Origin of the sequence: Pseudomonas mosselii (genome assembly GCF_003205295.1) — a bacterium.
Lineage (GTDB): Bacteria > Pseudomonadota > Gammaproteobacteria > Pseudomonadales > Pseudomonadaceae > Aquipseudomonas > Aquipseudomonas mosselii_B.
The window spans coordinates 157,410-176,896 of sequence record NZ_QJRP01000008.1; the positions used below are offsets into that span (position 1 = coordinate 157,410).

Below are 19,487 nucleotides of genomic sequence, written 5' to 3' on the forward strand. Positions count from 1 at the left end.
GACACAAGGCCGCTCCTACACGGGCGATTTAACCTTTGAGTGCTGCCACAAACTCCGCCAACCACGGCTCGGCATCGGTCTCCGGCGTCACGGTCTCGCTGGCATCGAGCCGCAGCATCGGCAATACCTCGTTCACCCCCAGCTCGGCAAACAGCTCGCGCATCTGCTCGCCGCCGCCGCAGTAGGTATCGCCATAGCTCGAGTCGCCCAGGCCGATCACCGCCCCAGGCAGCCCCCGCCAGGCCGCCGGCAGCACGTCACGAATGGTGCTGTACAGCGGCATCAGGCTGTCGGGCAGTTCACCCATGCCGGTGGTCGAGGTCACTGCCAACAACGCGTCCGGGGCAAAGCCCTCGATGTCCTGCAGGGTGGCACGGGCGGCGTGCCAGGCTTCAAGGCCGGCGGCCTTGAGCAGCGACTCGGCGTGACGGGCAACTTCTTCGGCGGTGCCGTATACCGAACCGGAAATAATGGCGACTTTCATCGGGTGAGGATTCCGAAACTGAGTGAAAACGTAGGATACTAGCACTCGACAGTGGCAAAAGGCCGCCTACGCCTGAAGTCACACGTTTCAGGATTATCCGACGAATGACCGGAACGAAGCGTATTGCCCACTGTCCATCGCCGTGAAGAAATCGCCCTTACCGATCGCCCCTTCGAGTTCGACCATGCAAGCAGACGCCCTACTCTCCCAGGACGAGCTGGATTTCATCCAGGACATGCAGCATTCGCCCCAGCTGAACCTGGCCGACCCCATGTCGAGCCTGCTGGTCAATGGCGACCGTCGTCTGAAGGAGCTGCTAACCCGCCTGGTGGCCAACGAGCAGGTGACCCTGCAGGCCAGTTTCAACAACCAGCAGCTGAGCTTCCCCTTGCAACTGGTCGAGGACGAATTCCACGCCCTGCACCTGCAACTGGGCTCGCCGGACATCTACGAGGACGGCCCGATGCTGCGGCCCTGGCGCCTGTCGCTGGAGCGACCGAGCGCCCTGCTGGACGATCATGGCCGGGCCTGCGACCTGTGGGTGCGGGATATCTCGTTCAAGGGCGTGCTGCTGGAAGTCCGTGGCCAGCGCGAGGCGCCGTCCCACTTCAAGCTGCGCTTCGCCGCCGCGGATATCCCGCCGATCGGCCTGCACGGCGTGCTGCGCCGACGCATCGGTCCGCGCCTGGCTGCCTATGACCTGTCGCACAGCCCGGCCGAGGAAATCGAACGCCTGCGCGAGTACATCCTGCAGGCCCACCGCCAGGCCCACCCCGAGCTGCACGCCCAGACCCCCGCCGCGTTCTGAGGACCGTCCAGCCGCTGAAACTGACCGGTCATGACTGATCGCGCATAATCTGCGCCCGATTCTTGCAAGTACGCCTGCGCCGCCCACCACCCCGGGCCGCATGCCAAGGGGCCGGCTACCCGCCAGCCCCGTCGCCAGGAGATACACGATGTCTACCCCACCCGTCACCTTGATGGTGTCGCGCCGCGCCGCCTGTGGCCGCTACCAGGACCTGCTGGCCTGGCTGCACGAAGGCGAACAGCTGGCCACCGACTTCCCCGGCTACCTGGGCTCGGGCATCCTCGCGCCGCCGGCCGAGGGCGATGAATTCCAGATCATCTTCCGCTTCACCGACGAGCAGACCCTGCACGCCTGGGAGCATTCCGCCTCGCGCCGGGCCTGGCTGGAGCGCGGCGACGGCCTGTTCGAACGCCCCAAGGAGAGGCGTGTAAGCGGCATCGACGACTGGTTCGGCACCAACATGGTGCAAAAACCGCCACGCTGGAAACAGGCCACGGCCATCTGGCTGGCGTTCTTCCCGGTCTCGCTGCTGTTCAACCTGGTGTTCGGCCACTGGCTGGCGCCACTCGAACTGTTGCCCCGCGTGCTGTTCAGCACCCTGGCCCTGACCCCCTTGATGGTGTACCTGTTCATCCCGCTGTCCACCCGTTTGCTGTCCGGCTGGCTGAACGCCGCGCCACGCGCCGCCGCCGACCGCGCCCAGGGGCTGCGCAGCCGCTGAGGCACGGGCTCGCAAGGCCGCGCAGTTCGGGTATGCTGGGGCATCACGCACGGACAGACGAACAGACCGCCCGCACATGAACAGCCCAATCCTCATCACCGGCGCCAGCCAGCGCGTCGGGCTGGCCCTGGCCCTGGAGCTGGCCCAGGCCGGCCATACGGTGGTCAGCGCCAGCCGCAGCCTGCATGCCCAGGCGGCCCACCCGAACATCCGGCAGTTCCAGGCCGACCTGACCCGCAGTGAAGACCGCCAAGCCCTGATCGACCACCTGCACGACCACTACGACGGCCTGCGCGGGATCATCCACAACGCCTCGCTGTGGCTCGACGATGGCCTGGACAACCTCGACACCATGTTCCGCCTGCACGTCGAGGCGCCCTACCACCTCAACCTGGCCCTCGGCGAGTGGCTGAACAAGGTGGACAAGGCCGATATCATCCACATCTGCGACGAGACCTCCTCACGCGGCAGCAAAAGCCATATCGGCTACGCCGCGACCAAGGCCGCGCTGCAGAACATGGTGCTGTCGTTCGCCGAAAAATACGCGCCCAAGGTGCGGGTCAACGGTATCCTGCCGGGCCTGTTGATCCTCAAGGAAGGCGGCGACGAGCAGTACCGCCAGCAGACCCTGAAAAAGGCCCTGCTCGAATTCGAACCCGGCGCCCGCCCGCTGATCGACGCCGTGCTGTTCCTGCTCGAAAGCCAGTACAGCACCGGCAGCCAGGTGGTCATCAACGGTGGCCGCCATCTGAAGAACCGCATGACCTGAAGAGACACCGCCCATGACCCCGCAACAACAGCTCGAACTCGAAGCCGCCGCGTTCCGGCGCCTGGTCGACCATCTGCAGAAACGCACCGACGTGCAGAACATCGACCTGATGAACCTCTCCGGCTTCTGCCGCAACTGCCTGTCGAAATGGCTCAAGGCCGCCGCCGACGATCGCCAGATCGAGCTGAGCCTGGACGATGCCCGCGAGCAGGTGTACGGCATGCCCTACGCCGAGTGGAAAGCCCAACACCAGAAAGAAGCCAGCGCCGAGCAACAGGCGGCGTTCGAACAAGGAAAACCTCGTGACTGACCTGAACACCCTGCGCAGCAGCCTCGCCAGCGGCGAACACGTTTTCGCCGACACCCTGGCGTTCATCGCCGCGAACTACAGCTACCAGCCCCAGGCCTTCGACAACGGCGACGTGCACAACGCCGCCGGGCAGAACGAGGGTTCGTGCAAGACCCTGGGCCTGGCGCTGCTGGAAGGGCTGAGCGATCAGGAAGCGCTGCTGGCCTTCGGCGAGCACTACCGTAGCGTGGTGGCCACCCCCGAGGGTAGCGACCATGGCAACATCCGTGCGCTGATCAAGCATGGGCTGGCCGGCGTGAAGTTCACCGCCCAGCCGCTGGCGCGCCTGGCCTGATAGCGTGTCATGCCCAAGTCCGCTCCGGTTATGTGGGAGCGGGCTTGCCCCGCGATGAGGTCCTCAACCGATAACGCGACCCGGCACCTGGCCCTGCAACTGCCCTTCTCGCAGCCATCCCAGCGCTATTGGCCACAAACTTTCACGAAACCGATCGTGAAAGAACGCGAAATGCCCGATTTCCTCCACCGAGATATCCACAGGCGCCACCCGCAGGTGCCGACGCTCGGCCTGCCGCAGATACCCCAACAACCGCTCGGTGGCCGCCACCGTGCCGAACGGATCGTCGGTCAGGCTGACGGCCAGGGTCGCCGCCCGCACCTGTTCGAACGGCACCGCCCCGAGCAGGCGCCCGCTAGGCCGGTGTTCGTAGCGCGGGGTGCGGGTGCTCCAGTCGTGCACCACACCGGCCGGGGTGTCCTCCAGCCAGCCCAGGCGCTTGCCGGGGAAGTAGCCGAACACCCGGGTCAACAGCGGCATCAGCACATGCCATTTGCCGAACAGCTGCCAGCGTTGGTCCGCCGCATAGTCGCGCCAGTAGGCGAACTGCGCCCCCACCAGCACCGCATGGCGCACCTGCCCCGCCGACGGCGCCAGCCCGAGGGCCCAACCGCCGAAACTGTGGCCGACCACATGCACCGACTGGCCGGGATGCTCGGCGGCAGCCAATTGCAGCATCGCCTCGAAGTCCAGGCGCCCCCAGTCGCTCCAGGACGCCTGGAAGCCGCGCAGCGTGGCCGGGCGCGATTCGCCGATGCCGCGGTAGTCGTAAGTGAGCACATCGAAGCCCTGCGCAAACAGGTAGTCGGCGAAGCGTGAGTAGTAACGGCAGCGCACCGAGGTGGCGGCGTTGATGATCACCAGCGCTCGCCCGGGATCGGGCTCGGCGTGGCGCCAGCGGAATCCGCCGAGGCTATAACCATCGGCGGCGACATGACGAAAGGCACAGGCGGGTTGGGTGAGGCTGCTCATGGCGCGCTCCCTGCGGCGTCGCGCCATGCTGGCGGACGGGCTGTTGTCGTGCGCCCACGCTAGCAAAAAAATCGCTGGCTGTACCGGCCCTATCGCGGGGCAAGCCCGCTCCCACGCCACCGTGGTCATCTCAAGGCGGCGTGGGAGCGGGCTTGCCCCGCGATAGGTTCAGGCAGTCGGCAGGGCCCGCGCCACACCCGGCTTGCGCAGCACCGCCAGGCGCGAGCCGTCGTAGCGGGTTTCGCGGAACAGCTTCCAACGGCCGAGCAGGCCGTACACATGCATCACCCGCCCCTGCTCGTGATAGCCCATGCGCAGGTGCAACTTCATGGCCGGCACGTTGTGGGTCTCCACCACGTCCACCACCTTGTGGCAGCCCTTCTCACGCATGGCGTTCCACAGCTCGACCTGGGCCGTCACCGACAGCTCGCTGCCAAAATAGGGCCGGGTCATCTCGCCGCCGAATTCGAAGAACTCGCCTGGTTTCACCGGGAAGGTGCAACCGTAGTAGTGCTTGTCGTAATAGTCGACCACGCTGGCCCAGATGAAGGCCACGGCGTCGCCCTGCTCGTCCAGGTACATGTGCCCGGTGTGCCCTTCGGCGGCCAGTTCGCGCATGGTCTCGACACGGTCGCCGAAATTCGCGGCGAAGGCGTCGGCGTTGGCAGTGGTGATCTGCACCAGGGTGACCGGTGTATGGGCCTTGAGGCTGTAGGGAGGCACCGGACTGATCAGGTCGCGTTCCATCCACAACAATTCCCAGTGGAAGAACACGTAACGTTCGAACAAGGTCTTGAAGGTGCGCTTGAGGCCCTTCTGGCGAATGCGTTCTTGTAGTTTTTGCAGTGCGCCCATTGCTCCCTCCTCGGCCCCGGCGGAATTGCCAGGCCAATAGCTGGGGTATAGATCAGGCGCGGGGTGCCCATGGCAAAGGGCCATTGGGTGATTTGTTTCAGAATATTAACAAGTCGTCGGCGGGAACCGCGCAGCCGCCATCAACGGCTGCGCGGTCAAGGACTTGCTTACAGCTCGATGCAGTCGAACCGTACGTCGGTGGCCACGTCTTCGTCGTAGTTGACGTCAGCGCGCTCGAAGCCGAACAAGTTGAGGAACTGCTTCTTGTAGCCGGCGTAGTCGGTCAGCTCGAACAGGTTCTCGGTGGTCACCTTCGGCCACATGGCACGGCAGGCGTCCTGCACATCATCACGCAGTTCCCAGTCGTCCAGACGCAGGCGGCCTTCGTCGTCCAGGGCAGCCGGCGCACCGTCCGCACGGTACATGCGGTCACGGAACATGCGGTCGAGCTGGTGCTGGGTACCTTCGTGGATACCCTTCTCCTGCATGATCTTGAAGACCATCGACAGGTACAGCGGCATCACCGGGATCGCCGAGCTGGCCTGGGTAACCACCGACTTCAGCACCGCAACGTTGGCACTGCCACCGACTTTCTTGCCCAGGCGCTGGGCGGTTTCGTCCAGGTCCTGCTTGGCCTTGCCCAGCGCGCCGTCCCAGTAGATCGGCCAGGTGATGTCGGAGCCGATGTAGCTGAAGGCCACGGTGCGGGCCTGCGGCGCCAGCACGCCAGCGGCGTTCAGGGCGTCGATCCACAGTTCCCAGTCCTGGCCGCCCATCACGGTGACGGTGTCGGCGATTTCCTGCTCGGTGGCCGGCTCGATGCTGGCCTCGATGATGGTGTCCTTGTTGGTGTCGATGGCGGTCGACTTGTACGGCTGGCCGATCGGCTTGAGCGCCGAGCGGATCACTTCACCAGTCTGCGGCAGCTTGCGCACCGGCGAGGCCAGGGAGTAGATCACCAGGTCGACCTGGCCGCCCATTTCGTTCTTGATCAGCTCGATGACCTTGGCGCGGGCTTCGTCGGAGAAGGCGTCACCGTTGATCGACTTGCTGTACAGGCCTTCGGCCTTGGCGAACTTGTCGAAGGCGGCGGCGTTGTACCAGCCGGCGGTACCGGCCTTGGTCTCGGTGCCCGGCTTTTCGAAGAACACGCCCAGGGTGTCGGCCTTGAAACCGAACGCCGCGGTGATACGCGCGGCCAGGCCGTAGCCGCTGGAGGCGCCGATCACCAGGACTTTCTTCGGACCATCCTCGCGCACGCCCAGCTTGCGGGTGGCTTCGATCTGGTCACGGACGTTGAGCTCGCAGCCCTTGGGGTGAGTCGTGGTGCAGATGAAACCGCGAACCTTGGGATGAATGATGGCCAATGTCTGTACCTCGTCAGGTTTAGGCTGGGGCAGCACCCGGATTCGGGGCGCTACCGTTTGATCTAGAGGGTGAGACTACCCTCGTGGGATATCCGACACATATTACGGGGTCATTGAGATTGCTGCATGGTCTGTACAGCCCGATTCGGCTCTGAGCGTAAGGCTGGCTCGATCCTGTGGGAGCGGCCTTGTGTCGCGAAAGGGCTGCGTAGCGGCCCCAGGATTTCAGAGTTGACACAAAGATCGCCGGGGCCACTGCGCGGCCCTTTCGCGACACAAGGCCGCTCCCACAAGGTCCAGTCCATCAGGACGACACAGGCGACAGGGCCTCTCGCAACCACGCCAGGAACTGCCGCGCCAACGGATCCTCCTGGCTTTCCCAGTGCACCAGGCAGCTCCACACCGGCCCGCGTACACGCTGTGCCGACAAGGGCCGTAAACGTCCCTCGTCGACCATCCGCTGCGCCAGCAGCTGACTGACCAGGGCAGTCCCCAGCCCCTCGCCCGCCGCCTCCAGCAGCAGCCCCGGGTCGGAGAAATTCAGCCCCTTGCCCTGCTGCCCTACCTCCTCGCCGCCCTCCAGCTGCCAGTGGCTCCAGTCCATCTCGCGCTCGCCGTGCAAGGTCGTGCGCCCGGTCTCGGATAATGTCGGGTGACAAGCCGGATACAGCGTGTCCTGGTGTAGCACAGTGAAGCTGCATTCGGCCTGCGGGCCGATATCGTCGCGAATCGCCAGGTCGATGGTCTCGCTGGCCATGTCCGGCACCTCGAAGCTGGTGAACAGCCACAGATCGACATCCGGATGACGCTGGTGGAAATCCGCCAGACGCGGCAACAGCCAATGGCGGGCGAACGCCGGGGTGGTGTTGACCACCAGCTGGTTGGGCTTGCGGTACTGATCGAGGCGACGGATACCCACCGCCAGTTGCTGCAACAGGGCCTGGGTGGTGCTGAGCAGGTCATGCCCGGCATCGGTCAGGCTGACACTGCGCCCGCTGCGGTGGAACAACGGCTGTTCCAGGTAGCTCTCCAGGCTGCGGATCTGCTGGCTGATCGCCGACTGGGTGAGGTTCAGCGCCTCGGCAGCCTTGTGGAAGCTGCCCAGGCGGGCGGCGGCTTCGAAGCCGCGCAGGGCGTTGAGCGGGGGCCAATGCTTGAGCATGCTGATAAGCCTGACTGATCAGAAATACGCTAAATCTATCGTTTGTCGCCCCACTTTCCCAGCCATAACATGGGCAACAACACCCGCGACGGCGGGCTTCGTTGATAACAATCCCTAATAGATCGGAGTTCACTATGACCCTGTCCCGCGACAGCGGCTGGCGCATGCCTGCCGAATGGGCCCGCCACGCCGCCACCTGGATGATCTGGCCACACAACAAGCCGCTGTGGGAGTCGGGCTGGGGCGTGACCCTGGCCGACGTGCAGCGCGACTATGCCCGCGTGGCCGCCGCCATCGCCCGCTTCGAGCCGGTGAAGATGGTGGTCGATCCTTCGGCCATGGCCATTGCCCGCGAACTGTGCGGCCCCGGCATCGAGCTGGTCGAACTGGCCGTGGACGACAGCTGGTGCCGCGACAGCGGCCCGACCTTCCTCATTCACCCGCAACAGGGCGTGGCCGGCCTGAGCTGGCGCTTCAACGCCTGGGGCGACAAGTCCGAGCACGGCAAGGACCGCAGCCTGGCCCGGCGCATCCTCGATCACCTCGGCCTCGAAGGCCTGAGCACCCCGCTGTGCAACGAGGGCGGCGCCATCCATGTCGACGGCGAAGGCACGCTGATCACCACCGAGTCGGTGCTGCTCAATCCCAACCGCAACCCGGGCGTGAGCAAGGCCGACTTCGAGGACTGCTTCGCCCGCCTGCTGGGCATCCGCAAGACCATCTGGCTGCCGGGCGACCCGCAGTACGTCACCGGCGACATGACCGACGGCCATGTCGATGGCGTGTGCGCCTTCGCCCGTCCCGGCGTGCTGCTGGTGGACGCGACCCACGACCACGGTTCGGTCTATGCCGAGGTGGCCCGCGAGAACCGCCGCGCCCTCGAGCTGGCCACCGATGCCCAGGGCCGCTCGTTCGAGCTGCTCGACCTGTACGAAGCCACGGCGGCCGTGGATACCGAAGCCGAGGTGTTCTGCGCCTCCTACACCAACTTCTACCTGGCCAACGGCGCGGTCATCATGCCTGCCTACGGCATCGACGCCGACCAGGCCGCCGCGCAGCAGCTGGCCCTGGCCTTCCCCGGCCGCGAGGTCGTGCCGGTGCGCATCGACCACATCGCCCACGGCGGCGGCGGCATCCACTGCATCACCCAGCAGCAGCCGGCCTGGCAGGGAGCGCGCCCATGAGCACCTTGCGCATCGCCACCACGCAGATGGCCTGTAGCTGGGACCTGGCCGCCAACCTCGAGCGCGCCGAGCAACTGGTGCGCCAGGCCGCCGCCCAGGGTGCCCAGGTGATCCTGCTGCAGGAACTGTTCGCCACCCCGTACTTCTGCATCGAGCAGTGCCACAGCCACCAGGCCCTGGCCCAGGACTACCACGACAGCCCGCTGCTCAAGCGCTTCGCCGCCCTGGCCAAGGAGCTGGGCGTGGTGCTGCCGCTGAGCTGGTACGAGCGCGCCGGCAATGCCTTCTTCAACTCGCTGACGGTGGCCGACGCCGACGGCCGCCTGCTGGGGGTTTACCGCAAGACCCACATCCCCAACGCCATCGGCTACCAGGAAAAGGAATACTTCAGCCCCGGCGACACCGGCTTCAAGGTCTGGGACACCGCCTTCGGCCGCCTGGGCATCGGCATCTGCTGGGACCAGTGGTTCCCCGAGACGGCCCGCTGCCTGGCCCTGATGGGCGCCGAGGTGCTGCTGTTCCCCACCGCCATCGGCTCGGAGCCGGGCGCCGCCGAACTGGACTCACGCGATCATTGGCAGATGGCCATGCGCGGCCACGCCGCCGCCAACCTGCTGCCGGTGGTGGCCGCCAACCGCGTCGGCCATGAAGTGGCGCGCAGCGACGACAACCTGTCGATGCGCTTCTACGGCTCGTCGTTCATCTGCGACCACAAGGGCGCGATGCTGCAAGAGGCCGACCGCGACAGCAGCGGCGTCTGGCTGCACGACCTGGACCTGGAACGCATGCGCGAGGACCGCCTGACCTGGGGCATCTACCGCGACCGTCGCCCCAGCATGTACGCGCCGTTGCTCAGCCTGGACGGCCGCACCCCACAGACCGCGAGGGCCTGAACCATGCCAAGCCGTCCATCGAAACTGCTCGCCATCGCCACCCTGATGGCCTGCACCGGCGTCGCCCAGGCCGAGCAGGATGCCCTGCGCCTGTACAACTGGGCCGATTATTTTGCCGAGGACACCCTCAAGCGCTTCACCGCCGAGACTGGCATCCCGGTAATCTACGACGTCATGGACGGCAGCGAAGTGCTCGAGGCCAAGCTGATGTCCGGGCGCAGCGGCTACGACCTGGTGTTCCCCGGCGACACCGTGGCCGAACGGCTGATGCGCGCCGGCAGCCTGCAAGCCCTTGATCGCAAGCAACTGACCGCGCTCGACGATATCGAGCCCGGCCTGCGCCAGCTGCACGACCGCTACCCCAAGGCCAGCCAGGCCACCGTGCCCTACACCTGGGGCACCATCGGCCTGACCATGGATGCGGCGAAGATCCGCGAGCGCATGCCCGACGCCCCGCTGGACAGCCTCGACCTGCTGTTCAAGCCGGAGCTGGCGGCCAAGTTCGCCGACTGCGGCATCTCGATGATCGACTCGCCCGACGAAGTGCTGGCTGTGGTGCTCCATTATCTGGGCCGCGAACCGCGCAGCGCCAAACGCGAGGACCTGGCCGCCGCCAGCGAGCTGCTCAAGGGCATCCGCCCCTATGTGCGCAAGCTGCAGTCGCAACCGGTCACCGAGCTGGTCAACGGCAACACCTGCCTGTCGCTGGGTTACAGCGGCGACGTGATCCAGGCTCAGCGCACCGCCGAGGCCGCCGGCAAGGCCATCGACTTCCAGTACCGCGTGCCCCGCGAAGGCACCACGGTGTGGATGGACACCATGGCCATCCCCGCCGACGCCAAGCACCCGGAATACGCCTATCGTTTCATCAACTTCGTCATGCGCCCGGAGAACATGGCCGCGATCAGCAACTTCACCGGCTACCCCACCGCCAGCGCCAAGGCCCGCCCCCTGGTGGATGCGCGTCTGCGCGACAACCCGGACATCTACCTCAACGATGCCACCTACACCCGGCTGATCCCGGGCAAGGACATCCCCCAGGCCGACATGCGTGCGCGCATGCGCGTCTGGACCCGCTTCAAGACCGCACAGGACTGACCCCATGCCCACTCGCCGTACCTTCCTCCAGCAAATGAGCGTCGTCGCCGGCCTCGGCGCCGCCGCCAGCTTCGGCCTGCCGTTCGGCGGCAGCAGCGCCCGCGCCGCCGAGTCTGGCCGCTGGTTCATGCCCGACGAGGGCGAACCGCACCAGCGCGCCTACATCGCCTTCGGCGCCCAGGACGCCATCTGGGAAGACTTCACCGAAGACGTCCAGGCGGCCCTCGGGCGCATCGCCCGGGCCATCGCCGCGTTCCAGCCGGTGACGGTGTTCTGCCGCGCCAGCGAGCGCGATATCGCCGAGGAGGAGTGCGGCAGCCACAACATCACCTACGTCGAGACCGAGCTGGACGACATCTGGATGCGCGACATCGGCGCCAACTTCGTGGTCGACGACGACGGCGCGCTGGGCGCGGTGGACTTCAACTTCAACGGCTGGGGCGGCAAGCAGCAGCACCGCTACGACGCCAAGCTGGCGGCCCGCGTCGCCAAGTTGGCCGGCGCCCAGTATCAGCAGAGCGAATTGGTGGGTGAAGGTGGCGGTATCGAGGTGGATGGTCACGGCACCGGGATAATGACCGAGAGCAGCTGGATCAACGGCAACCGCAACCCCGGCTGGAGCAAGGCCCAGGTCGAGGCCGAATTGAAGGAGCGGCTGGGGCTGCGCAAGATCATCTGGCTGCCGGGCATCAAGGGCAAGGACATCACCGATGCCCATGTGGACTTCTATGCGCGCTTCGCGGCGCCCGGCGTGGTGGTGGCGAACCTGGACAACGATCCGGACTCCTACGACCACGACGTGACCCTCGAGCACCTGGAAATCCTGCGCAACGCCACCGATGCCGATGGGCGCAAGTTGCAGGTACATACGATGTCGCCACCGCTCAAGCCTCGGCGCAGCAAGTTCAGCGAAGACAATCCGGACTTCGCGGCGGGGTATATCAACTACTTCGTCATCAATGGCGCGGTGATCGCGCCGCAGTTTGGTGACCGCAGTGCCGACGAGAAGGCGCGGGCGTTGTTGGTGAAGCTCTATCCGGGGCGCAAGGTGGTGCAGCTGGATATCGATGCGATTGCAGCGGGTGGCGGCGGGATTCACTGCGTGACCAACCAGTGCCCGGCGGTGTAGGCACGATTGCCGGGGCTGCTGCGCAGCCCTTTCCGACCGGTCCGACGCCTCGGCAAGGCCGCTCCTACAGGGATTGCGTTCCCTCTGTAGGAGCGGCCTTGCCGAGGCGTCGGACCGGCCGGAAAGGGCCGCAAAGCGGCCCCTCTTTCACGGATCCTCAGAGGACCTGCGCCGCCCCGTCACCATCGACCACGGCAGGTTCTCGCGCAGCCGCACGCTCTCCACCAGTGCCGCCAGCAGGTGCACGCAGACCAGCGCCAGCAGGCCATCGGCCAGCCAGCTGTGCAGCGTTTCCAGCCACTCGGCGCCCCACAACGCATCCACCTCCAGCATCATCCAGCCGGTCAGGCCCAGGCTGGCGATGCCGGTCATCATCAGCACCATCACCAGCGCGCCGATCGGCGTGTGCCCCAGGCGGTGATAACGCTCGCCGCACCACAGCGCCCGTGCATGGCCCAGCAGGCGCGCAGGCGTCGGCCAGAAATCCGCCCAGCGCGCACTGCGCGGCCCGACGAAGCCCCACGTCAACCGTATCACCAGGCACACGCAGGCGTAGTAGCCCAGCCACTGGTGCCAGTCGTCACCGGCCTCGTTGACGAAATAGTCGGCGAAGAACACCAGCGCGAGCGACCAGTGGCACACCCTGAGCAACGGGTCCCACAGCTGCACGCTGGCGGTCACTTATGGTACTCGGTCTTGACCGCCTTGCCCGTCACCGGGTCGTGGTAGATCTCGACCTTGCGGCCGTCCTTGTCGAAACCGTAGATCTCGTAGCAATTGCCCTTGGTGACCTGGAACTTGTTGATCTTGTAGCCCTGCTCCTTGAGCTGGGCCTGGAACTTGTCGGCATCCTGCCAGGTGCTGCGATCGGCGGTGGTGCACTCGGTCCTGGCGAACGCACCGGCGCTGGCGAGCAGCAGGGTGATGGCGATCACTGAATGGCGCATGGTCGAACCCCTTGTTGTTGGCGGGAACCAGCCAAGCTTAGCCCTGCCCGATTGAAGGCACCGACCCGCGCCAATCATTCATTTGAATTTCAGATCAATGGCAAAGAAAAACAAACTTCTCAAATAAGCCCCAGGCGGGGATGCTGTGAGGATCACGCCCGCATCCCGGAGAACAACAATGAACGAAGTCGTCATCGTCGCCGCCACCCGCACTGCCATCGGCAGTTTCCAGGGGGCCCTGGCCAACGTGTCCGCCGTGGAGCTGGGCGCCGCCGTGATCCGCCAGCTGCTGGCCCAGACCCAGCTGGACCCGGCCCAGGTCGACGAAGTGATCCTCGGCCAGGTGCTTACCGCCGGCGCCGGCCAGAACCCCGCACGCCAGGCCGCGGTCAAGGCCGGCCTGCCCTTCGAGGTCCCGGCGCTGACCCTGAACAAGGTCTGCGGCTCGGGCCTCAAAGCCCTGCACCTGGCCGCCCAGGCCATCCGCTGCGGTGACGCCGAGGTGGTGATCGCCGGTGGCCAGGAGAGCATGAGCCTGGCGCCCTACGTGATGCCTTCGGCGCGCACCGGCCAGCGCATGGGCCACGGCCAGCTGATCGACAGCATGATCACCGATGGCCTGTGGGATGCCTTCAACGACTACCACATGGGCATCACCGCCGAGAACCTGGTGGACAAGTACGCCCTCACCCGAGAACAACAGGACGCCTTCGCCGCCGAGTCGCAGCGCAAGGCCGTGGCCGCCATCGAGGCCGGGCGCTTCAAGGACGAGATCACCCCGATCCATATCCCGCAGAAAAAAGGCGAGCCGCTGGTGTTCGACACTGACGAGCAGCCACGCCCCGGCACCACTGCCGAGTCCCTGGGCAAGCTGCGCGCCGCGTTCAAGAAAGACGGCAGCGTCACCGCCGGCAACGCCTCCAGCCTCAACGACGGCGCCGCCGCGGTGCTGCTGATGAGCGCCAGCAAGGCCAAGGCCCTGGGCCTGCCGGTACTGGCGAAGATCGCCGCCTATGCGAGCGCCGGCGTGGACCCGGCGATCATGGGCATCGGCCCGGTGTCGGCGACCCAACGCTGCCTGGAAAAGGCCGGCTGGCAGTTGGGCGAGCTGGACCTGATCGAGGCCAACGAAGCCTTTGCCGCCCAGGCACTGGCCGTGGGCAAGCAGCTGGAATGGGATGCGGCGAAGGTCAACGTCAATGGCGGCGCCATCGCCCTAGGCCACCCGATCGGCGCCTCGGGCTGCCGAGTGCTGGTGACCCTGCTGCACGAGATGATCAAGCGTGATGCCAAGAAAGGCCTGGCGACGCTGTGCATTGGCGGTGGCCAGGGCGTGGCATTGGCAATCGAGCGTTGATCTGAAGGTCTATCGCGAGCCCGCTCCCACAAAGCTGAAGCGCTTTTCGTGGGAGCGGGCTTGCCCCGCGACTGGGCTCCACTCGTTCAGAAGCGCTCGTCGCGTAGCGCCGGCAGGGTGATGTCGCGAACATAGCTGGCCGACGACAGGCTCAGCATCATCCGGCACACCTGCACCACGTCGTGCAGTGGAATCAGTGTTCCCTCGCCGCGCTGCTCGGCCTCGGCCAGCGGCACATCCAATCCGTCCTCGGTGTTCAGGTAGCCAAGGTTCAGGCAACTCACGCCAAGGCCCTGGTCGCGGAAACCTTCACGCAGCGCCTCGGCGATGCCGCGCAGGCCGAACTTGCTGGCGCCGAAGGTCACCTCGGGACGGCCACTGCCTGGCAGGCCGGAGGTGGAACCGGTCAGGATGATCCGTGGCCGCTCGCTCCTGAGCAGCACCGGCAGCAAGCGCCGGATCAGCAGCAGCGGCGCGGTGATGTTGGTGTCGACCATGCGCTCGATCTGCGCTTCGTCATCGTCGAGAAAGCTGTAGTTCTCCTCGAAGGCCCGCGCCTCCCAGATGCCGACGTTGTACACCAGCACGTCCAGCCCACCATCGGCCACCGCCTCATGGATGATCGCCGCGGCCTGGCGCGGCTGGCCGAGGTCGGCCTCGATCCACTGCGCCGTGCCCGGCAGCGACGCCGGCCTGCTGCGCGACACACCGATCAGCGTATCGCCATGCCCACCGAGGCCCTGCACCAGCGCCTGCCCCAATCCCTTGCTCGCACCGACCACCAGAATTCGCATCGAATCACTCCCTATGGACTGCGCCAGATAGTACCCTGCCCAACCCAGCAAATCAGTCGGAAATAACCGTAAGCCGTGGACAGAGATCAACTCGAGCGCAATCAGATCCCCCTCTACTTCATTGCCGTGGTGCTGGCCGCCGCCATCGGCCTGTTCACACCGGGCGTCGCTCGCCCGCTGGAGGCGCTGGTGACGCCGGCCATCGCGGTGCTGATGTACGCGATGTTCCTGCAGATCCCCTTCCTCGACCTGCGCGCCGGCCTGGGCAATCGGCGCTTCATGGGCGCGCTGCTGCTGGCCAACTTCGTGCTGGTGCCGCTGCTGGTGTGGGCCGGTACCCGTGGGCTGGTCGAGCACCCCGCCGTGCTGGTCGGCGCCTTGCTGGTGCTGCTGACGCCGTGCATCGACTACGTGGTCGTGTTCACCCATATCGGAAAAGGCGACTCGCGCCTGACCCTGGCGGCGACGCCGGTGCTGTTGCTGGTGCAACTGGCGCTGTTGCCGCTGTACCTGGCATTGATGCTCGGTGGCGGCCAGGTCGAGATTTCCGTCGTGCCCTTTGTCGAGGCTTTCGTGCTGCTGATCGTGCTGCCGCTGCTGCTGGCCGTCGCCACCAGTGCCGGGGCGCGGCGCTCGGCGCTGGTGGCGAAATGGAACGATGCCTGGGCCTGGCTGCCGGTGCCGGCCATGGCCCTGGTGTTGGTCGCGGTGATCGGCTCGCAGATCAGCGTGATGGCCAGCCGGCTGGACGACCTGCTGCCGGTGGTGCCGGTGTATGTCGGTTTTGCCCTGCTGGCGCCGTTTCTTGGCTGGGGCGCGGCGCGGCTGTTCAAGTTGTCCACAGGGGAAGCGCGGGCTGTGACCTTCAGCGCCGCCACGCGTAATTCGCTGGTGGTGCTGCCGTTGGCGTTGGCGCTGCCGGAGTCGATCCGGGCGTTGGCGGCAGCGGCGGTGATTACCCAGACGCTGGTGGAGTTGGTGAGCGAGTTGATCTATGTGCGGACCGTGCCGGCGTTGGTGCGGCGGTAGGCATGCCATGGGGCCGCTTCGCGCCCCTTTCCGACCGGTCCGACGCCTCGGCAAGGCCGCTCCCACAGGTACAGCATATCCCTCAAGGGCACTGCTGTACCTGTGGGAGCGGCCTCGTGTCGCGAAAGGGCTGCGAAGCGGCCCCGGCGATAGCGGCCAATGCACAGGCATCAGCCCAATTGCAGCCGCCATTGCCCGTAATGGCTCAAGCGCACGCGGGCCAGGGGCGGCACATCAATCCGGTGAAACGACTCGAAAGGCGCGCCCAACGCATGCAGCATCGCGGCGCGAATGACGAAGGGATGGGTGATGGCGATCCACTCGCCCGGCGCCAGTGCTGTATCCATCCAGGTCGCGACACGCTCGCACAGCATGGCGATGGATTCGCCACCGTGAGGGGTAGCCTGGGGATCGGAAAGCCAAACCCGGAGGGCGGCTTCGTCCAATTGCTTGAGCGGGATGCCTTTCCAGTTGCCGAGGTCGCAGTCGCGCAGGCCTTCGTCGACAGTCGCGTTCAGGCCCTCGGCAGTCTGGCGGGTACGTAGCTCAGGTGCCGTGAGGTAGCGGGCGGTTGTGGGCAGATCAACCGAAAGCGACGACGGATCACGCAGCGGCTCGTCGTCCACGGCGAAACGTCCCACCCGTTGCGCCTCGGTGCAGGCGTGGCAGATCAGGGTGAGGTGGGTGGGTTTCATGGCTGGGTGTTCTGCTCGGACTCGAAAGCACGATGTTGCCTGAATGATCCCGGGGCTGCTATGCAGCCCTTTCGCGACACAAGGCCGCTCCTACAGAAGACCGCGATCCCCTGTAGGAGCGGCCTTGTGTCGCGAAAGGGGCGCAAAGCGCCCCCGACGGTCACCGAACCATGGCGCGCAACTCCCGGGCAGCGGCCACCATATTCACCAACGCCGCCTCAGTCTCCGGCCAGGCACGGGTCTTCAACCCACAGTCCGGGTTGACCCACAGCCGCTCCGCCGGAATCCGCCGGGCAGCCTTGCGTAGCAAGTTGACCATCTCTTCCTTGCTCGGCACCCGTGGCGAGTGGATGTCGTACACCCCCGGGCCGATCTCGTTCGGGTAGTCGAAGCGCTCGAACGCCTCCAGCAACTCCATGTCCGAACGCGAGGTCTCGATGGTGATCACATCGGCATCCATCGCCGCGATCGACTCGATCACGTCGTTGAACTCGCTGTAGCACATGTGGGTGTGGATCTGCGTTTCATCCCGCACGCCCGAGGCGCACAGGCGGAACGCCTCGGTGGCCCATTCCAGGTAGTGCGGCCAGGCACTGCGGCGCAACGGCAGGCCTTCGCGGAAGGCGGCTTCGTCGATCTGCACGATCTTGATGCCCGCCGCCTCCAGGTCCACCACCTCGTCGCGGATCGCCAGCGCCAGCTGACGGGCCTGCACTTCGCGGCTCACATCCTCGCGCGGGAAGGACCACATCAGCATGGTCACCGGGCCCGTCAGCATGCCCTTCATCACCTTACGGGTCAGGCCCTGGGCGTACTTGATCCACGCCACGGTCATGGCCTTCGGACGGCTCAGGTCACCGAAGATCACCGCAGGCTTCACGCAGCGCGAACCATAGCTCTGCACCCAGCCGAAGCGGGTAAACACATAACCGTCCAGTTGCTCGGCGAAGTACTCGACCATGTCGTTGCGCTCGGCCTCGCCGTGCACCAGCACGTCCAGGCCCAGGTTTTCCTGGATCTGCACCGCATGGCGGATCTCGCTGTGCATGGCCTCGACGTAATCGGCCTCGGTCAGCTTGCCCTGCTTGAACGACTGGCGCGCCAGGCGGATCGCCGAAGTCTGCGGAAACGAACCGATGGTGGTGGTCGGAAATGCCGGCAGGTCCAGCCCGGCACGCTGCTTGGCAATACGCTGCTCGAAAGCGGTGGCGCGCTGGCTGTCGGCTGGCTTGATCGCGGCGACACGAGCCTGCACCGCTGGCTTATGAATACGCGGCGAGGTGGCGCGACTGTCTTGCACGGCGCGACTCTGCGCCAGCGCCTCGACGACATCGGCAGCCTCGGGCTGGTTGAGCGCCTTGGCCAGCAGCGCTACTTCCTGGCACTTCTGCACGGCGAAGGCCAGCCAGCTCTTCAGTTCGTCATCGAGCTGGTCTTCACGCGCCAGGTCCACCGGGCTGTGCAGCAGCGAGCACGACGGCGCCACCCACAGCCGATCACCCAGGCGCTCATGGGCATGGCGCAGCACGTCCAGCGCCTTGTCGAGGTCGCAGCGCCAGACGTTGCGGCCGTTGACCACGCCCAGCGACAGCACCTTGTAGGCCGGCAGGCGGTCGAGGATGGTCGGGTACTGATCCGGGGCGCGCACCAGGTCGATGTGCAGGCCATCGACCGGCAGGTTGGCGGCCAGGCCCAGGTTGTCTTCCAGGCCGCCGAAGTAGGTGGCGATCAGCTTTTTCAGCGGGGCGCGCTGGAGGATGTTGTAGACGCGCTCGTAGGCGTTCTTCCAGTCCTGCGGCAGGTCCAGGGCGAGAATCGGCTCGTCGATCTGCACCCACTCCACGCCCTGCACGGCCAGGCGGTTGAGGATATGGTCGTACAGCGGCAACAGGCGGTCGAGCAGCTCCAGCTTGTCGAAATCGGCGCCCTTGGTCTTGCCCAGCCACAGGTAGGTCAGCGGGCCGATTAGCACCGGCTTTACCGCATGGCCCAGGGCCTTGGCTTCCTCGACCTCTTCGAACAGCTGCTCCCAGCTCAGGGCGAACTGTTGGTCGGCGGTGAATTCGGGGACCAGGTAGTGGTAGTTGGTGTCGAACCACTTGGTCATTTCCTGGGCGTGGGCGCCGTTGCAGCAGCTGTCACTGACGCCTCGGGCCATGGCGAACAGGGTCTGCAGGGTCGGCTTGGCACCGTCCTTGGCACGGAAGCGCTCGGGGATCACACCGAAGGTCAGCGAATGGGTCAGCACCTGGTCGTACCAGGCGAAGTCGCCCACTGGCAGCAGCTCGATGCCGGCGGCCTTCTGCACCTGCCAGTGCGCGGCGCGCAGGCCACGGCCCACGGCACGCAGGCCGGCTTCGTCCAGCTCGCCCTTCCAGAAGGCCTCCTGGGCTTTCTTCAGCTCGCGGTCGCGGCCGATGCGCGGGAACCCCAGGTTGTGTGCCAGTGCCATGTTGTCGTCCCTCGAACCTTAAAGTGAATGAGGGCATTCTGGGCGCGGGGCAAAAGTGAGACAAACTCATTAAATTTGAGATGAAATCAAGATTTGTTCATGATGAATGATCGAAATGATGAACCCT

General features: G+C 65.9%; 21 protein-coding genes. 11 read left to right on the forward strand and 10 right to left on the reverse strand.

Features of this window, described 5'->3' with window-relative positions; all coding sequences use genetic code 11:
* Positions 1-28 precede the first annotated feature (28 nt).
* Positions 29-484 (reverse strand): flavodoxin, encoded by a 456-nt coding sequence (locus DMX06_RS10975; RefSeq protein WP_096049361.1) that lies wholly within the window; start codon positions 482-484, stop codon positions 29-31.
* Between the two features lie 184 nt (positions 485-668).
* Between DMX06_RS10975 and DMX06_RS10980 the strand changes: the two genes are divergently transcribed.
* From DMX06_RS10980 to DMX06_RS11000, 5 genes are all read left to right on the forward strand, one after another.
* Positions 669-1,292: a hypothetical protein gene (locus DMX06_RS10980; protein WP_110736904.1), complete on the forward strand. Its 624-nt coding sequence runs from the start codon at positions 669-671 to the stop codon at positions 1,290-1,292.
* 148 nt (positions 1,293-1,440) lie between these two features.
* Entirely contained in the window at positions 1,441-2,013 is a 573-nt protein-coding gene (locus DMX06_RS10985; protein WP_110736906.1) for an antibiotic biosynthesis monooxygenase, read from the forward strand.
* Positions 2,014-2,089: 76 nt separating this feature from the next.
* Complete coding sequence (gene folM / locus DMX06_RS10990; protein WP_110736907.1) at positions 2,090-2,782, forward strand: dihydromonapterin reductase; 693 nt, start codon at positions 2,090-2,092, stop codon at positions 2,780-2,782.
* A gap of 13 nt (positions 2,783-2,795) precedes the next feature.
* Positions 2,796-3,092, forward strand: a complete 297-nt coding sequence (locus DMX06_RS10995; RefSeq protein ID WP_050706872.1) for a DUF1244 domain-containing protein — start codon at positions 2,796-2,798, stop codon at positions 3,090-3,092.
* Positions 3,085-3,426, forward strand: coding sequence for a HopJ type III effector protein (locus DMX06_RS11000; RefSeq protein WP_028689852.1), 342 nt, complete (start codon positions 3,085-3,087; stop codon positions 3,424-3,426). Before DMX06_RS10995 ends, DMX06_RS11000 begins: the two co-directional genes overlap by 8 nt.
* Before the next feature lie 63 nt (positions 3,427-3,489).
* On the opposite strand, the gene DMX06_RS11005 is transcribed toward DMX06_RS11000, so the two are convergent.
* The 4 genes from DMX06_RS11005 to DMX06_RS11020 all read right to left on the reverse strand — a co-directional run bounded on the left by DMX06_RS11005 (position 3,490) and on the right by DMX06_RS11020 (position 7,782).
* On the reverse strand, positions 3,490-4,398 hold the full coding sequence (locus tag DMX06_RS11005; RefSeq protein ID WP_110736909.1) for an alpha/beta hydrolase family protein: 909 nt from the start codon (positions 4,396-4,398) through the stop codon (positions 3,490-3,492).
* A gap of 168 nt (positions 4,399-4,566) precedes the next feature.
* Positions 4,567-5,253, reverse strand: coding sequence for an N-acetyltransferase (locus tag DMX06_RS11010; RefSeq protein WP_110736911.1), 687 nt, complete (start codon positions 5,251-5,253; stop codon positions 4,567-4,569).
* A gap of 167 nt (positions 5,254-5,420) precedes the next feature.
* Positions 5,421-6,620 carry an enoyl-ACP reductase FabV gene (gene fabV / locus DMX06_RS11015; protein ID WP_110700646.1) on the reverse strand — a complete coding sequence of 400 codons (1,200 nt, stop codon included), beginning with the start codon at positions 6,618-6,620 and terminating at the stop codon, positions 5,421-5,423.
* 304 nt (positions 6,621-6,924) lie between these two features.
* The gene (locus DMX06_RS11020) at positions 6,925-7,782 is read right to left on the reverse strand and encodes a LysR substrate-binding domain-containing protein (RefSeq protein WP_110736913.1); all 858 of its coding nucleotides are present in this window, start codon (positions 7,780-7,782) and stop codon (positions 6,925-6,927) included.
* 134 nt (positions 7,783-7,916) lie between these two features.
* Here DMX06_RS11020 and DMX06_RS11025 point away from each other — a divergent pair, with 134 nt between their 5' ends.
* The 4 genes from DMX06_RS11025 to DMX06_RS11040 are packed head-to-tail and all read left to right on the forward strand — an operon-like array spanning position 7,917 to position 12,086.
* The gene (locus DMX06_RS11025) at positions 7,917-8,966 is read left to right on the forward strand and encodes an agmatine deiminase family protein (RefSeq protein ID WP_110736914.1); all 1,050 of its coding nucleotides are present in this window, start codon (positions 7,917-7,919) and stop codon (positions 8,964-8,966) included.
* Positions 8,963-9,859: an N-carbamoylputrescine amidase gene (gene aguB / locus DMX06_RS11030; protein ID WP_110736916.1), complete on the forward strand. Its 897-nt coding sequence runs from the start codon at positions 8,963-8,965 to the stop codon at positions 9,857-9,859. The genes DMX06_RS11025 and aguB overlap by 4 nt, the downstream gene beginning before the upstream one ends.
* A gap of 3 nt (positions 9,860-9,862) precedes the next feature.
* A complete protein-coding gene (locus DMX06_RS11035; RefSeq protein WP_375538093.1) occupies positions 9,863-10,957 on the forward strand; it encodes an extracellular solute-binding protein in 1,095 nt (364 codons plus the stop codon).
* Positions 10,958-10,961: 4 nt separating this feature from the next.
* Positions 10,962-12,086, forward strand: coding sequence for an agmatine deiminase family protein (locus tag DMX06_RS11040; protein WP_110736918.1), 1,125 nt, complete (start codon positions 10,962-10,964; stop codon positions 12,084-12,086).
* A 147-nt stretch (positions 12,087-12,233) separates the two neighbouring features.
* On the opposite strand, the gene DMX06_RS11045 is transcribed toward DMX06_RS11040, so the two are convergent.
* Together DMX06_RS11045 and DMX06_RS11050 are read right to left on the reverse strand one after the other, a co-directional pair.
* The gene (locus DMX06_RS11045) at positions 12,234-12,767 is read right to left on the reverse strand and encodes a cytochrome b/b6 domain-containing protein (protein WP_110736920.1); all 534 of its coding nucleotides are present in this window, start codon (positions 12,765-12,767) and stop codon (positions 12,234-12,236) included.
* Positions 12,764-13,033 carry a PepSY domain-containing protein gene (locus tag DMX06_RS11050; protein WP_110736922.1) on the reverse strand — a complete coding sequence of 90 codons (270 nt, stop codon included), beginning with the start codon at positions 13,031-13,033 and terminating at the stop codon, positions 12,764-12,766. The genes DMX06_RS11045 and DMX06_RS11050 overlap by 4 nt, the downstream gene beginning before the upstream one ends.
* 178 nt (positions 13,034-13,211) lie before the next feature.
* On the opposite strand from DMX06_RS11050, the gene DMX06_RS11055 reads away from it, so the two are divergent.
* Positions 13,212-14,390 carry an acetyl-CoA C-acetyltransferase gene (locus tag DMX06_RS11055; protein WP_110736923.1) on the forward strand — a complete coding sequence of 393 codons (1,179 nt, stop codon included), beginning with the start codon at positions 13,212-13,214 and terminating at the stop codon, positions 14,388-14,390.
* Positions 14,391-14,476: 86 nt separating this feature from the next.
* Here DMX06_RS11055 and DMX06_RS11060 read toward each other — a convergent pair whose 3' ends face one another.
* Positions 14,477-15,184 (reverse strand): SDR family NAD(P)-dependent oxidoreductase, encoded by a 708-nt coding sequence (locus tag DMX06_RS11060; RefSeq protein ID WP_110736925.1) that lies wholly within the window; start codon positions 15,182-15,184, stop codon positions 14,477-14,479.
* Positions 15,185-15,259: 75 nt separating this feature from the next.
* Here DMX06_RS11060 and DMX06_RS11065 point away from each other — a divergent pair, with 75 nt between their 5' ends.
* A complete protein-coding gene (locus tag DMX06_RS11065) occupies positions 15,260-16,213 on the forward strand; it encodes an arsenic resistance protein (protein WP_110736927.1) in 954 nt (317 codons plus the stop codon).
* 170 nt (positions 16,214-16,383) lie between these two features.
* Here DMX06_RS11065 and DMX06_RS11070 read toward each other — a convergent pair whose 3' ends face one another.
* Both DMX06_RS11070 and metE read right to left on the reverse strand, forming a co-directional pair.
* On the reverse strand, positions 16,384-16,908 hold the full coding sequence (locus tag DMX06_RS11070; protein WP_110736929.1) for a histidine phosphatase family protein: 525 nt from the start codon (positions 16,906-16,908) through the stop codon (positions 16,384-16,386).
* 160 nt (positions 16,909-17,068) lie between these two features.
* Positions 17,069-19,360, reverse strand: coding sequence for a 5-methyltetrahydropteroyltriglutamate--homocysteine S-methyltransferase (metE, locus tag DMX06_RS11080; RefSeq protein ID WP_110736934.1), 2,292 nt, complete (start codon positions 19,358-19,360; stop codon positions 17,069-17,071).
* Positions 19,361-19,487: the final 127 nt, after the last annotated feature.

Coding starts and splice junctions, on each gene's coding strand:
- DMX06_RS10975 (WP_096049361.1), bottom strand. CDS start 484: ATGAAAGTCGCCATTATTTCCGGTTCGGTATACGGCACCGCCGAAGAA.
- DMX06_RS10980 (WP_110736904.1), top strand. CDS start 669: ATGCAAGCAGACGCCCTACTCTCCCAGGACGAGCTGGATTTCATCCAG.
- DMX06_RS10985 (WP_110736906.1), top strand. CDS start 1,441: ATGTCTACCCCACCCGTCACCTTGATGGTGTCGCGCCGCGCCGCCTGT.
- folM (WP_110736907.1), top strand. CDS start 2,090: ATGAACAGCCCAATCCTCATCACCGGCGCCAGCCAGCGCGTCGGGCTG.
- DMX06_RS10995 (WP_050706872.1), top strand. CDS start 2,796: ATGACCCCGCAACAACAGCTCGAACTCGAAGCCGCCGCGTTCCGGCGC.
- DMX06_RS11005 (WP_110736909.1), bottom strand. CDS start 4,398: ATGAGCAGCCTCACCCAACCCGCCTGTGCCTTTCGTCATGTCGCCGCC.
- DMX06_RS11010 (WP_110736911.1), bottom strand. CDS start 5,253: ATGGGCGCACTGCAAAAACTACAAGAACGCATTCGCCAGAAGGGCCTC.
- DMX06_RS11020 (WP_110736913.1), bottom strand. CDS start 7,782: ATGCTCAAGCATTGGCCCCCGCTCAACGCCCTGCGCGGCTTCGAAGCC.
- DMX06_RS11025 (WP_110736914.1), top strand. CDS start 7,917: ATGACCCTGTCCCGCGACAGCGGCTGGCGCATGCCTGCCGAATGGGCC.
- aguB (WP_110736916.1), top strand. CDS start 8,963: ATGAGCACCTTGCGCATCGCCACCACGCAGATGGCCTGTAGCTGGGAC.
- DMX06_RS11035 (WP_375538093.1), top strand. CDS start 9,863: ATGCCAAGCCGTCCATCGAAACTGCTCGCCATCGCCACCCTGATGGCC.
- DMX06_RS11040 (WP_110736918.1), top strand. CDS start 10,962: ATGCCCACTCGCCGTACCTTCCTCCAGCAAATGAGCGTCGTCGCCGGC.
- DMX06_RS11050 (WP_110736922.1), bottom strand. CDS start 13,033: ATGCGCCATTCAGTGATCGCCATCACCCTGCTGCTCGCCAGCGCCGGT.
- DMX06_RS11055 (WP_110736923.1), top strand. CDS start 13,212: ATGAACGAAGTCGTCATCGTCGCCGCCACCCGCACTGCCATCGGCAGT.
- DMX06_RS11060 (WP_110736925.1), bottom strand. CDS start 15,184: ATGCGAATTCTGGTGGTCGGTGCGAGCAAGGGATTGGGGCAGGCGCTG.
- DMX06_RS11070 (WP_110736929.1), bottom strand. CDS start 16,908: ATGAAACCCACCCACCTCACCCTGATCTGCCACGCCTGCACCGAGGCG.
- metE (WP_110736934.1), bottom strand. CDS start 19,360: ATGGCACTGGCACACAACCTGGGGTTCCCGCGCATCGGCCGCGACCGC.